The sequence below is a fragment of the Prevotella lacticifex genome, from assembly GCF_019973375.1.
Taxonomy (GTDB): domain Bacteria; phylum Bacteroidota; class Bacteroidia; order Bacteroidales; family Bacteroidaceae; genus Prevotella; species Prevotella lacticifex.
On sequence record NZ_BPTV01000001.1, the window covers coordinates 1431039 to 1444601 of the forward strand.

The following is a 13563-nucleotide window of genomic DNA, read 5'->3' on the forward strand; positions in this document are numbered from 1 at the left end:
GTATGAAGATAGGAGTTATCGTAGCAATGGATAAGGAATTTTCCATCATTTCCCAATCCTGGCTATCAGAGCATATCGAGCAGCGTTACTTAATGGAGCGGAACGGGTGCCGCTATATGCACTTGCAGCCGACAGAAACAGACGAAGTAATCCTCATGCAGTGTGGAATAGGGAAAGTCAACGGTGCCATTGGTGCTATGACGCTTATTGAACTGGGTGTCGATTGCATCATCAGCAGTGGTGTTGCAGGAGGCTCATCCGCAAATGCTGTGACGGGAACGATAATCGTTGGGAAGTATTACCAATACCATGATGTTTACTGTGGTCAAGAGGTCAAGAAAGGGCAGGTTCAAGGAGAAGAGCCTTTCTTCTCTGCAGATGAGGGACTCTACAAGATAGCGCAGGACATGGAGTCAAAAGGAGCTGTCTTTGGCACAATCAGTACAGGAGACCAGTTCGTTGACAAAAAAGAACACATGACCTACATCGTGAACGACCACCCCGATACGCTTGCAGTAGATATGGAGTCTTGTGCTATCGCGCAGGTCTGCCACAAGTGCAACAAGCCGTTTATCTCGTTCCGGATATTGAGTGACAGCATCCTCAATCCCAATGCGGTGCCATATACTGATTTCTGGGAGAGAGCACCCCTTTTCATGGCAAGTAACACTATGTGCTACGTTACGAAAGTAATCAAGGAGTATAAACCGTTTTAATTATGAACAAGATATTATTCAACAAGAATTACGGAATGGAGGATGCCGCCATCGCAGGAACGAAAACCATGCTGAGACGCATCATCCGTTTCAAGGACTTCGGAAGTCGGGTCGTGCGCTACACACCGCTGCCCAAGACAAAAGGATCTGCTCGATACCATCTGGAGGACGGAACGACAGTAGTTGACTACGAGACACAGTCCACATACCGTGTCGGTGAAATCGTGGCAATAGGACAATCCTATGCTGACGTGAAGAAATATTACGAGAAGAAAGGCAAGGACTCCACGGAATACCAAGCCTTCATTAAGGAGGTTGAAGGCAAGGACATAGACCTGCATCGGGCAGGCAGCAAAGACAAGTTCCTTGTCAAACCATATCTTATGCCGCACCACATACGCATTCTGTCCATCAAGAGCCAGAGGCTCCAAGACATTACAGAGGAAGAGTGTCTTGCAGAGGGTATAGGCTTTGATGAGTCTCAGTCAAGCCATAAGTTTTACGTTGAGGACAAGCGCACTGGCGCACGTTGCTCATTTCCTACAGGCAGAGAGGCTTTCGCCTTTTTCATCAGCCAGACGGAAAAGAATATCCGCAATGTGTGGCAGAAAAACCCACCGGTCTATGTTTACACCTTTGAAACGATAGACTGACACTACACATGGAGAAGCCGATGGTTATAATACAGCTCACAGAGGAAGAAAAGACCGACCTCTTCCGTATGCGTTCCGAAGGATGCTCTATGAGGGAGATTTCGGAATACATCGGGTGTTCTGTGTCTGCAATTAAATATCATCTTCACAAGGCTGGGCTTGGTTACCGTTACAGATGGTCACCGGAAGAGGACAGCAGACTTATTGAAATGTACAACGAAGGTATGACTTGCACTCAGATAGGCAAGGAACTCGGACGTCCTTATTCTAACGTCGCGCATCGCATTTCATATCTCCGCAAGCTCGGACGGGGAATAGGCTTCCACAATAGAAAGTAAGTAACAGTATCAATATTCATCCACAAAACAAGAAATTATGAAGTTAGTATTATTTGATTTGGAAACCACTGGTACCGACATCAGGAAGAATGGTGTCCACCAGATTAGCGGTAAGGTTATCGTTAATGGTAACGTCAAGGAAGTGTTTGATTTCAAGGTTTGTCCTAAAGAGGGTGCGGAGTATGACGCTACCGCACTGGAGATAGGAAAGGTCACGGAGGAGCAGTTGAAAGCCTATCCACCGATGAGAGAGGTGTACTCCAAGTTTGTGGCCATGCTTGACAAGTATGTGAGCAAATACAACAAGACGGACAAGTTCTTTCTTGTGGGCTACAACAATGCCCATTTCGACAACCAGTTCCTGCGCCAGTGGTTCATGGATAACGGAAACAAGTACTTCGGCTCATACTTCTGGAGCAACAGCTTCGACTGTATGGTGCTGGCGACTGCTGCTCTCGCAGAGAAGAGGGCATCTATGCAGGACTTCAAGCAGGCAACCGTAGCAGAAGCCCTCGGTGTTACCATCGATTCTGAGAAGCTGCACGATGCAAGTTACGACATCGAACTTTGCCATGCCATCTATGACAAAGTGTGTGGTAAATATTAAATCCGGCAACGATGGAAAAGATAATGTTTAACGACTTCTTTGGACTGACTGATGCAGTGCTGGCGAAGCAAAAGACGATGACGCGTCGGTCGTCTAAGTCGCTCCAAGACGATATTGCCGCATTAGCTGAGGGGTTCAGAGTTGACTCCTTGTCCCCAGAGGCCATCGAGGAGGAAATGCAGAAGCCTAAGTTCAAACAGAAAGTCAAGGCGATGGAGCCAGCGCTCATTCAGATGAACGCTAAGTATAAAGTTGGCGAAGTGGTGGCAATAGCGCAAAGTTATCTGCAGGTCCATAACACCAATCCAGAACTCATTCCGGACTGGCTCCCGAGCAAGAAGTCGAAAAGTGGATTTGTCCACTGGGACGAGCACCCTGGGTATAGCAACAAAATGTTCGTAAGTGCCGACCTCATGCCACATCAAATACGTATCACTGGCATCAAGGTTGAACGTCTGCAGGACATCAGCGAAGAGGACTGCCGCAAGGAGGGCATCATACATGTCAACTGGCGACAATACCTCAAGCAGGACATAGACGATTTCGGTCCACAGCGGTACAAGGATCATGATTTATGGACGCTGCCCATCTTCGAGGAAAGTCTGCAGAATGCCTGGGCAGAGCAAAAGCCGGGAGAGTTTGCTGCCAATGACCCGAAGACAGCTCTCATTGTACTGTTTGCCAAACTGGCGCACAGGCAACCGACAGCGTTTGCTCATGAAAACCCGTGGGTGTTAGCGTACGATTTTGAATTAGTGAAATAGAATGAAGGCATCTGAGTGCAAGTGCTGCAAATGTGGCAAGCAAGCCGTGGCTTTCTGGCCTGTCATAGACCCGGACATTCCAAGCCACCCATATTGTCGGAAGTGTCTCGACAAGGAAAAGCTGCAAGCCATGATTGCTATATATGGCGACAAAGGCGAAGAACTTTTTAAGCAATTCAATAACCAATTAAAAAAGAAAAAAACATGAAAGAAATTAAGCTTAACGTACCCGAAAGTCGGGCAGAAGAGTTCTCCAAGAAATTGGGAGAGCTGATGAAAGAGTATGATGTCACGTTGAAGTACGAACCTAAAGAGGGCGATTTTGTCGCTTTCGAGGACGATACGACAAGTGCGCCATTTATCGGTATCTTCGCAGGTTGGTACAATAGTGAGAGTGACAAGATTGTTTGTCATGCTCACATTGACGATGACGGAATACTGGAGGAAGAGGAGGAGTGTTGGAACGCTGATACCCTTAGACAAGCCACAGAGACAGAAAAGCAAAACCTGCTTCGTGAGTTGGCTAAGTCCGGCAGACGCTGGAATGAGAAGGAGAAGGAGTTTGAGCCTTGTGAACCTTATGAGGTCATTCGCACCTTCGAGGATGCAGTCCAGGCAACAGGTATGACTTTCCCCATCGATGAGAGAACGATGTCGTTGCTCGGGGCTGATGTTGTTGCTTACATGAAGCTTCGTGTTATCGTAGCAGCTATTAACGGTCTGTCAGAAACCACACTTGACCAGTTCCCAAGGTTTACAACTGATGAGTATCGGTATTATCCGTGGTTCTATTTGTACACCCAGGAAGAAATAGACGCGATGTCAGAAGAAGACAGACAGCGCGTGGTTGGTCGTGCGTACTACAATGCGTATGCGGATGGCGGTTGCGTTTGTGCGAGCGCGAACTACGCTTCTTCGTACTCGAGTACGAACAACGGTGCGCGTCTCGCCTTCAAAACGCGCAAAAGCGCGGAATACGCAGGACGTCAGTTCGCGGAAGAGTGGGCAGACTTCTACTTCAAGCCTCGCTCCGAGGACGCTGCACAGTAACACATCGGCTGCACTCAAAGAACCCTACTGCCCTCACGGGTGGTAGGGTTCAAAGCAAATAAGATAATAACTCACCTAAAGCAACCAAACACCTTGCCCGATAGGTCTTGCGACCCAACAAAAACAAAAATGTTAATTACCCAAGTTTGTAATTATCATTCTGCAAAAATACGTTTTTGTCGCGAAATAAACTGCGAATTTGCAAAAAAGTTATCAAAATACTAAGCAAAACTTATCAAAACTTGTAGAAATCACGATAATTGACTACCTTTGTGCGTAAATATTAAGGAATATCCCATAACAAAAATAAAAATAATAGACAAAATGAGCGAAAAGTTAGACATTCGTACACTCTCTATCAACCCTGAGAATCCTCGCACAGCGAGTGAGTTCATGGAAGGAAAATTGATAGAGAGTATCTTGGTTTTTCCCAAGATGCTTGAGGTGCGTCCGATTGTCGTCAACAAGGAGAACACGGTTCTTGGTGGAAACATGCGCCTTGCCATGCTGCAAAAGATCATGGACATGGATGATGACGAAATCGAGGACTATATGTTCAACCAAAAGAAGTATCGACTCATGCCAAACGAAGAAAAGGAGCGACTGCGTGACTACTGGAGCAAATTCAAGGAGGAACCAGTCGTTCCTATTCGTAGGGCAGAGGACTTCACGGACGACGAGGAGCATGAATTTTTAATCAAGGACAATCTCCACTATGGCGAAGATGATGTAGATGTTCTGAAGCATAACTTTGACCGTGAGTCCATAAGCGACTTTACCGGCTCGGTAGCGTGGAACCTCTACGACTATGACGATAAGATGAATGACAAGGAACTCGATCTTACGAAGAAGTTCCCTGAGCATTTCAAGTGTGGCTATGTGGAGTGCCAGATGACCAACGCAGAGTTCGAGGCTCTTTGCAAGGTGTTTGCAGAATACCTCGAAGCTCATGATGGCAATGGTGATGGTTTCCTCTCATATTTACTTTCTTAATATCACCAGGCTATGAAAATAAAAGTTGAAGAACTGGTAATCAATCCGATTAACCCAAGAAAGATACGCATCGAGCAGAAACGCAGGCTCCAGCAGAGCGTGATGCTTTTCCCAAAGATGCTGACAATACGTGACATCATCGTCAATAAGGACAACGTGGTGCTTGCAGGCAACCAGCGCACGGCAATTCTCAAGGAGATTGTAAATACGACTCCCCTTGATTGGATGGTTGTGCTGCAGGAGAACGAGAAGTGGACCAATATGACAGAAACGGAGCGTGAGAATGTTCTGGAGTATTGGAAGAACTGGACAGAGAACCCGGAAGTTGAAGTGTCGGTTGCCGAAATGACTGAGGACGAAGAGAAAGAGCTCATCATTAAGGACAACCAGGAGTACGGTGACTTTGACTACGATGTCCTGCTTCATATCTACGATGATGTGAACCTCATTAACTTCGGAATGGATGAGGGGCTGTTCTATAACCCTGACGATGATGATACGGTAACGACCAAAATCAAAGGATCGACTCCAAAGAAGATTGACATGCTCACATTCGGCAAGAACGGATGCGCGGTAACCAAGGAGGAGTATGACATTCTCGTCAAGGCTTACAATGACTACATCGATATGATGGGTGTCAACTACGGCTTCGTGAAGTCCCTGCTGGAGAAGAAGGGGGTTCATGTAATGAATGTGACCATAGCACAAGACCCGAGTGAAGAGTTACCAATATAAACAAAAGAGATATGGAAATTGTAAAATTCAAAGACATTAAGCCTGCGGCTTACAACCCCCGTCGTATTTCCGAGACAGCGTACAAGGAACTCCAGGGCAGTCTCAAGACACTTGGATTCATCTTGCCCATAATCGTCAACAAGGACAATATGACTATCGTTGCCGGCCACCAGAGAACGAAGGCTGCAACTGCAGTCGGTTTGGAAGAGGCTCCTGCCTATTTCGTTTCCGGAATAGACATCGAGTCGGAAATCATGTTCAACCAGATCCATAACGGTGTGGAAATGGAACCTGCGGAACACAGTATCTGTTTGAAGCCGAGAGAAACTGGAAAGTTCTATGATGACATTCCTGTTGAAGACTTCGATATTCGTGACTCTGTTGCATCTGTAGTAAAGGATATGTGTCAGCTCATGGTCCGCTATGGTGACGCTCTCTGTGCAATCTGTATCGGCAATGAGGTCGTTTTCGGCAACAACTATCTACAGGCTGCGAAAGCGACTGGTCACAACATTCATGCGTACTTCCTCGATGAGAGTTACCGCCAGATGTTCGACTACTATTTCAAGCAGGACTATGGTGTGTTCAACTATGAGCATATCGAGCGCGAGGACTTCGTGCAGGGTCTTGCCCAGCCGCCACGTCACGGAGGAATAGACTGGTCTGTGCTCTATCGGGAAATCGTACCTTATCTGACAAGCGACGAGGTTGACCGAAAGAAGGTTCATATCCTCGACTTCGGTTGTGGTAAGGCTATGTTCATTACCAAGCTCCGTAAGGTTCTCAACTTCAAGAATGCCATTGGTCTGGAGTTCTTCAATCACAACACCAAAGGTATCTCCATTGAGAAGGGGCATGAAATGATCAACAACTTCATCGCCACCGTGAAGGCTAACGGAAAGTTTGACGTGACCATCTGTGATGCCGTTGTCAACTCCGTGAACACGCAGGAAGCGGAAGATGCAGTATTCGCTTGCCTCAATCTGTTTACCAAGATGGGCGGTCGTATCTACGCATCTGGTCGTTCAATGGAGTTTGCCAAGAGAGAGCTTAACTTGAAGCGCAATTCCTCTGACTATATCACGGTGAAATTCTTCGACGAGAACGGCTTGACTGCCATCATGCGCGAGGGACAGTGGTTCTTCCAGAAATTCCTTACGCAGGAGAATGTGGACAAGATTCTTGAGAAGTACGGTTTCAAGACCTTCATGCGGTACCACAAGAGCGGTTACTGGGGCTTCGGTGCCTTCAAGACAAAAGAACTCTCCGATGAAGAGTATGCTGCTGCTGTGGACTACGAGTTCAATCTCAAGTTGCCTAACAACCAGTCTTATAACAGACATGAGGAGGTAAAAGAACTCTTCGGACTAACAGGAAAGTAAGAATATGGAGTACGTCAAGTTCAAGGACATCAAGCCTGCCGACTATAACCCAAGGCGCATCAGCGAGTCTGCCTTTCACGAGCTGAAGGGCAGTCTCAAAGCGCTGGGGTTTGTTTTGCCTATTATTGTCAATAGGGATAATATGACAATAGTGGCAGGGCACCAGCGAACGAAAGCTGCTATGTCAATCGGACTTGAGAAGGCTCCATGCTACTTCGTGTCGGGTATCGATATAGAATCAGAGATACGTTTCAATCAAGTGCATAACGGCATAGAGTTTGAGCCTACGGTTCACAGTATGTGCCTCAATGTGCGTGAGCCGGGATTCTATGACGATGTGCCGGCTGATGACTTCGACATCAAAGACTCAAAGGCTACGGTAGTGAAAGACATGTGCCAGTTGATGGTGCAGTACGGAAATGCGCTGTGTGCCGTCGTTATCGGTAACGAGTGCGTGTTTGGTAATAACTACCTGAAGGCGGCAAAGCTCACTGGCATGAGCATTCACTGTTGCTTCCTGGAGGAGAGCAAGCGTCCAATCTTCGACTATTACTTCACACAGGACTACGGTGTGTTCAACTACGATCACATTGAGCGTGGCGACTTCGTTCAAGGACTGGCTCAACCGCCAAGGCTGAAGGTGCTTCCGTGGTCTTGCCTGTATGAAATAGTGGTGCCGCACCTCATGGAGGAGGACAAGAAGGTTGTGAAGGTATTCGACTTCGGTTGCGGAAAGGGGCAGTATATCACCAAGCTGCGCAAGCAACTGGGTTTCCGCAATGCTCTCGGTCTTGAGTTCTTCAACCATAACACGGTGGGAATATCGGTAGAGAGAGGACACGAAATGATAAACGACTTCATTTCCTTCGTAAAGGCAAACGGGAAATTTGACTACGTTATATGCGATGCAGTCATTAACTCCGTGAATACCCAGGAGGCAGAGGATGCCGTTCTAATGTGCCTCAATCTCTTCACGAAGATGGGTGGAAAGATATTCATCAGCGGTCGCAATCTCGACTACATGAAGCAGCAGACGGAAGCCAACAGGAACACGACTCCGATGATGAGCATCAACTTCTTTGACGAGAATGGTCTGACTGCAATCATGAAGCAGGGGCAGTGGTTTTTCCAGAAGTTCCTGACTGACTCAGATGTGGACCGTATCATTGAGCGAATGGGCTTTGATGTTTTCGTCCGCAAGAAGAGCAGTGGCTACTTCTTCATCGGTGCTTACAAGACAAGAGAGTTCTCGAACGCAGAGTATGCCAAAGCGGTGGATTATGAGTTCAACCTCAAGCTTCCGCATAATCAAACCTACAACAGACAGGACGAAGTTAAGGAACTGTATAACCTTGTGTAACTCCTTGATATGCTTGCAAATAAGATAAAAAATAATTGCCCAAAATGTTGCATATTTGATAAAAAAGTCGTATCTTTGCATAAAAAGGATAAATTTTTAATCATGTAAAAAGCTGCAAAACAAAATGGTAGAAATTAAGTATGCGAGATTAAAGGGAGTGTACAAAATCCTCTGGCTCCGATATGTGTATGGTGTTGACCTCAATCAGCACTGCATGAAATCCCTTCTCGGGCACAACGACAAAAGGGTCAGAGGATATATGAGGGAATTGCGTAATCTGACGCTGGAAGAGTCGAAATGGTATTATCTCTGTGGAGTTGACGAATACTGGAGGTGGGAAAAGAATCTTCATCTTGCGTTTGTTCGCAGTGTCGGCTCGGAAATCATCATCGATAACGAGTTCATCCAGTGCCACATCGTCAATGCCAGGCAAATCCAGATAGACAACACGTCCATTGACTGGGGACTGCCGCAAGCAAGGAATAAATTATATAACACATGCCGAAACTGGTGGTTTGCGAATTACATCGCGAAACAAGGGGCGCAGCAAGCCTACCGCCAGTTGACGTTTTTCTAACAAAAAAAGAATGAGACCAACATTAGACGAATTTGTACAACTTCTTAGAAAATCCGGCGGGAACCTCACGAATGCTGCAAAGCTGATTGGGGTTACCCGTCAAACCATATGGGGCTGGACGAAGCAAGACGAGGCATTTGCGCAAGCCTTGCAGGACGAGAGGAAGCGTGTTTTTGACAAGTGTCTCGATGTCGCCTATGCGGTCGCTATGGGAGTGCCAAAGATAGACAAGGCGACACAACAGATGGTCGGCTGGGAAGAAAAACCGGACTCGAACATGCTCAGATACCTCCTTTCAACACTCGGTCGAGACGAGGGCTTTGGCGAGAAGCATGACATCAATATCGAGAACCCTCTGCCAACGCAGATCAATGTGATATGCACACCGAAAAAGAAACCGAACGATAACGAGGAATGACGAATAATATCTACATCAGTAAAACATCAAAGCACTACAAGATAATGTCCGACAACAGTCCTGCAGTGCTTCGCTTCATCCGCAAGATACCGTCTGCCGCATATAACGCGACAGACCGTTGCTGGGACGTAGCCCTTACTGATGCTATGTATGTTCGTCACCTTGGCATATATCTGAAAGAGCGTGGTGTGGTCCGTGACGTGATATACCAGGACTCTCTCGAAGACGTGAATGTGTGGGCTGACAACATGCCGGACCTCACCGCTGACTACAAACTGAAACTGGAACCGTACGAATACCAGAAGAAAGGCATTCAGTACATGATAGAACACAAGCGCACGTTCAATGGTGACGATATGGGTCTCGGAAAGACTCTTCAAAGTATCGCAGCCATCAGTATCGCCCGTGCTTACCCCTGTCTTGTTGTCTGCCCAGCAGCCATGAAAATGACGTGGAAGAGAGAGTTTATGAAGTTCATCGGAAAGAACGCGGTCATTCTCGACAACTCCAACAAGGACAGTTGGCAGCAGATGTTCGTCACAGGAACGTGCAACGTGTTCATCACTAATTACGAGAGCGTGAAGAAGTTCTTTATCCGTAAAGTCAAAGGAAACAGGGTGTCCGTAAAGAACCTTGTCGTTGACAGAAGGGCAGCAATGTTCAAAGCCGTGGTCATAGACGAAAGCCACAGGGTAAAGAACTCCTCTTGCCATTATGCCAAATACCTCGAAGCAATATGCAAAGGGAAAGAGTACGTCTTTATGCTCACTGGAACACCTGTCGTGACCAGAGTGAAAGACCTCGTCCAGCAGCTCAAGATAATGGGACGGATAGATGATTTCGGAGGAGCCGGAAGGTTTGCCAACCGCTTCTGCACTTCATCCGTAACCAACGAGGAATTGGGTATGCTCAACTCTCTCCTCTGGCGCACATGCTATTTCCGCAGGGAAAAGACACTCGTACTGAAGGAACTGCCAGAAAAGGTACGTCAATACTACTCTTGCGAACTCACGAACCGAAAAGAATATGACGCTGCAGAGCGCAACCTCGCCAAATACTTGAAGAAGTACAAGGAGACAACGGAGGAGAAGCTCAAAAATGCGATGATGAATGAAGCCATCGTCAAAATCGGAGTGCTCAGACAAATAGCAGCAGAAGGGAAAATATCAGAAGCCAAGAACATTATCAACGACTACATGTCCGCAGAGAAGAAGGTAATCGTGTTCACTGCGCACAAGAACATTGCAGCGAAGCTCAAAGAAGCCTTCCCCGACTCCGTCACCGTCACAGGCTCAGACTCTCCAGAGGCAAAGCAGAAGAGTGTTGACCGCTTCCAGAACGATCCGACTTGCAAGGTTATCATCGTCAATATACAAAGTGGCGGTGTAGGTATAACGCTGACTGCAGCGTCCGATGTCCTCTTTGTGGAAATGCCATGGACTGCCGCAGATTGCGACCAGTGCGAGTGCAGGGCACACCGAAATGGACAAAAGAACGCTGTCACCTGTGTTTATCTCCTGGGGCGCGACACATTTGATGAAAGAATGTATGACCTAATCCAGAAGGAGCGTTCGCAGTCCTCCATCATAACGGGGGCGGTGAACGATACGAGAGAGCAGATGGTAAACAAGATGGCAGAGCTGCTCAATGCGCCCTAAATGTCTAATACACAAGGTGTTCGGTATGAGAAAGGAAGCAGACAATAATTTAACGAATTTAACAGTCCCAACGAAAGGAATATGGAAGTCACCGTTGAAGTCTTTGACAAACAGGCACTGGCCCTTGAATATCTCTCGGAAGAGAACGAGGAGGTATCAGAGGTTCTTTACGGTGGTGGTGCCCGTGGTGGAAAGACTTTCTTGGGTTGTCTCTGGCAGGTGCTCAGACGCATCAACATGCCAGGCTCGGTTGGGTTGGTCTGCCGTGAGGAGTCCGTAAAACTGAAAGATACCACCATCGTAACGTTCTTTGAAGTACTGTCTCTGTTGCACTACACATCGGCTGTTGACTACAATGCCACCCGACTGACTGCGACATTCAGCAATGGAAGCGTGATATACTTCCGTGACCTGAAATTCCTCCCGAAAGACCCTGAGTTTGACCGTCTCGGTTCGCTCGGTATCACGGATCTGTTCATTGACGAGGCGCAGCAAGTATGTGAGAAGGCAATATCGGTATTGAAGGGTCGTTTCTCCGTGCTGAACGGAAAACGTGCTGACGGTTCAACATGGCACACAGTTCCTAAAGCCCTGTACACCTGTAACCCGAAGCGAAACTGGATATACAATGACTTTGTCAAACCAGCCAAGAATGGCACGCTGAAGAATTATCGCAGGTTCATCAAGTCGTTACCTGTGGACAATCCGCATATAGACCAAGCGTACATTGACAACTTGCTCCGTGCAGACCGTATTACGGTCCAGCGTCTATACTTCGGAAACTTCGAGTACGACGACGACCCGGCAACGCTCTGTGACTTCGATGCCATCAGTGACCTGTTCCACAACGAGCATATCAAGCCAGTCGGTGGAAGGTCGTGTGCAGCCGATATTGCCGGCAAGGGTCATGACCGTTTCGTCTGTATCTCATGGATTGGCAATGTGGCTTACATCAAGGTCGATGAGGAATACTCGCCAGGCAAGGAGGTAGAGACCACCTTGAAGAATCTGATGATAGAGGATAAGATACCGAGGTCGCTGACCATTGTCGATGCGGACGGTGTAGGTTCGTTCCTTGAGTCTTACCTCAACGGCATAAAAGAGTTCCATGGAGGCTCACCACCGATGGATAAGGCAAGGTATACCAACCTCCGTGCAGAGTGCTACTTCAAGCTGGCAGAAATGATCAACAACAGGAAGATACGCATTGTCTGCACAGACGAGCAGAGAGAGAGAATACAAGACGAGCTGGGAGCGCTCAAGCAGGCAGAGATTGACAACGATGTAACCAAGAAGGGTATCATAAAGAAAGAGATTATGAAAGCTATCCTCGGACACTCGCCTGACTACATGGATGCGCTGATGATGTCGATGTACTTCCGCAGGTCAAAGCCGACAGCCGGAGCGCAGGCAACAGTCAAAGTAAGGAAAGAAGAAGATTAACACCAATAAATAACAAATAATATGATTATCACAATTCGCGAAAAGATTTTCCTTCGCATGAAGGAGTTGGGAATCAAGAGCAGAGCCGTCTGCACTGATATTAACATCAAGGAGCAGAACTTCTCTGCCTACCTCAACGGTCGCAGGACGCTGCCATATGAGGACTTGGAAAAGGTCTGCATGTATCTCGGTCTCACACTCGAGAAGAAGGAGGGCTAACCATGAAGGTCGTACTGAATAGTCTTGTACCATTCAAAGGCTTCAAGGCGATGTTCCTCTTCGGCATTCTCTTCGTGAGGAATGACCTCAAGCATGGGTTGGAGGAGAAGGACTATAACCACGAGGCTATTCACGGAAGGCAGTGCCTTGAAATGCTCGGGGTGTTCTTCTACCTGTGGTATGTCTTGGAGTGGCTGGTGCGCATACCGTTCTACCGCTTCAATGTCAGAAAGGCATACAGGAATGTCTCTTTCGAGAGAGAGGCTTACGGCAACGAGAGGAACAAGGAGTATCTGAGTACACGTAAGATGTGGTCCTGGATAAGATACATTTAATCATTCACATATAAAAGCAAGTAATATGTTCAGAGAAAAGATTAAACTGGCAATCGGAGAGCAGAATCTCCGTGTCAACAAGGTAGCAACAGAGTGCGGCATCGTAGCGACGAGTCTCTCATCATATCTCAATGGTCAGCGAGGACTCAAATACGATCAGTTGGAGAAGCTGATAGGGTATCTTCACCTTGCGCTCGTGCCCAAGAGAAACTTCCGTTTCCAGTCTGAGTTCATGGAGAAGCAGGAGGAGGAGCGCGAAGCCAAGATAGCGGCAAGACGTGGGGTTTAATATCCCTGCGTCTGCCGACCTGTCGC

Annotated in this window: 17 protein-coding genes; all 17 read left to right on the forward strand. The window is 47.3% G+C overall.

Annotation, left to right across the window (positions count from 1 at the left end; all coding sequences use genetic code 11):
* The first annotated feature begins 2 nt into the window (after nt 1–2).
* The 17 genes from mtnN (at nt 3) to LDN30_RS05555 (ending at nt 13537) form a co-directional block, all read left to right on the forward strand.
* Nucleotides 3–716: a 5'-methylthioadenosine/S-adenosylhomocysteine nucleosidase gene (gene mtnN / locus LDN30_RS05475; RefSeq protein WP_223928904.1), complete on the forward strand. Its 714-nt coding sequence runs from the start codon at nt 3–5 to the stop codon at nt 714–716.
* Nucleotides 717–718: 2 nt separating this feature from the next.
* Nucleotides 719–1369: a hypothetical protein gene (locus LDN30_RS05480; protein ID WP_223928905.1), complete on the forward strand. Its 651-nt coding sequence runs from the start codon at nt 719–721 to the stop codon at nt 1367–1369.
* 8 nt (nt 1370–1377) lie between these two features.
* Nucleotides 1378–1707: a helix-turn-helix domain-containing protein gene (locus LDN30_RS05485; RefSeq protein WP_223928906.1), complete on the forward strand. Its 330-nt coding sequence runs from the start codon at nt 1378–1380 to the stop codon at nt 1705–1707.
* A 37-nt stretch (nt 1708–1744) separates the two neighbouring features.
* On the forward strand, nt 1745–2314 hold the full coding sequence (locus LDN30_RS05490; RefSeq protein ID WP_223928907.1) for a 3'-5' exonuclease family protein: 570 nt from the start codon (nt 1745–1747) through the stop codon (nt 2312–2314).
* 11 nt (nt 2315–2325) lie between these two features.
* The gene (locus LDN30_RS05495; protein WP_223928908.1) at nt 2326–3078 is read left to right on the forward strand and encodes a hypothetical protein; all 753 of its coding nucleotides are present in this window, start codon (nt 2326–2328) and stop codon (nt 3076–3078) included.
* A 294-nt stretch (nt 3079–3372) separates the two neighbouring features.
* Nucleotides 3373–4128, forward strand: coding sequence for a hypothetical protein (locus LDN30_RS05500; RefSeq protein ID WP_223928909.1), 756 nt, complete (start codon nt 3373–3375; stop codon nt 4126–4128).
* A gap of 324 nt (nt 4129–4452) precedes the next feature.
* Entirely contained in the window at nt 4453–5121 is a 669-nt protein-coding gene (locus LDN30_RS05505; RefSeq protein ID WP_223928910.1) for a ParB N-terminal domain-containing protein, read from the forward strand.
* A gap of 12 nt (nt 5122–5133) precedes the next feature.
* Nucleotides 5134–5856, forward strand: a complete 723-nt coding sequence (locus LDN30_RS05510) for a ParB N-terminal domain-containing protein (protein WP_223928911.1) — start codon at nt 5134–5136, stop codon at nt 5854–5856.
* A gap of 11 nt (nt 5857–5867) precedes the next feature.
* Entirely contained in the window at nt 5868–7238 is a 1371-nt protein-coding gene (locus tag LDN30_RS05515; protein WP_223928912.1) for a ParB N-terminal domain-containing protein, read from the forward strand.
* Between the two features lie 4 nt (nt 7239–7242).
* On the forward strand, nt 7243–8598 hold the full coding sequence (locus tag LDN30_RS05520) for a ParB N-terminal domain-containing protein (RefSeq protein ID WP_223928913.1): 1356 nt from the start codon (nt 7243–7245) through the stop codon (nt 8596–8598).
* Between the two features lie 124 nt (nt 8599–8722).
* A complete protein-coding gene (locus tag LDN30_RS05525; protein WP_223928914.1) occupies nt 8723–9175 on the forward strand; it encodes a hypothetical protein in 453 nt (150 codons plus the stop codon).
* Between the two features lie 10 nt (nt 9176–9185).
* A complete protein-coding gene (locus LDN30_RS05530; RefSeq protein ID WP_223928915.1) occupies nt 9186–9593 on the forward strand; it encodes a helix-turn-helix domain-containing protein in 408 nt (135 codons plus the stop codon).
* Nucleotides 9590–11251 (forward strand): DEAD/DEAH box helicase, encoded by a 1662-nt coding sequence (locus LDN30_RS05535; RefSeq protein ID WP_223928916.1) that lies wholly within the window; start codon nt 9590–9592, stop codon nt 11249–11251. Before LDN30_RS05530 ends, LDN30_RS05535 begins: the two co-directional genes overlap by 4 nt.
* 81 nt (nt 11252–11332) lie before the next feature.
* On the forward strand, nt 11333–12694 hold the full coding sequence (locus LDN30_RS05540; RefSeq protein WP_223928917.1) for a phage terminase large subunit: 1362 nt from the start codon (nt 11333–11335) through the stop codon (nt 12692–12694).
* A gap of 21 nt (nt 12695–12715) precedes the next feature.
* A complete protein-coding gene (locus tag LDN30_RS05545) occupies nt 12716–12913 on the forward strand; it encodes a helix-turn-helix domain-containing protein (protein ID WP_223928918.1) in 198 nt (65 codons plus the stop codon).
* Nucleotides 12914–12915: 2 nt separating this feature from the next.
* Nucleotides 12916–13248, forward strand: coding sequence for a hypothetical protein (locus LDN30_RS05550; RefSeq protein ID WP_223928919.1), 333 nt, complete (start codon nt 12916–12918; stop codon nt 13246–13248).
* A 25-nt stretch (nt 13249–13273) separates the two neighbouring features.
* A complete protein-coding gene (locus tag LDN30_RS05555) occupies nt 13274–13537 on the forward strand; it encodes a helix-turn-helix domain-containing protein (RefSeq protein ID WP_223928920.1) in 264 nt (87 codons plus the stop codon).
* Nucleotides 13538–13563 lie beyond the last annotated feature (26 nt).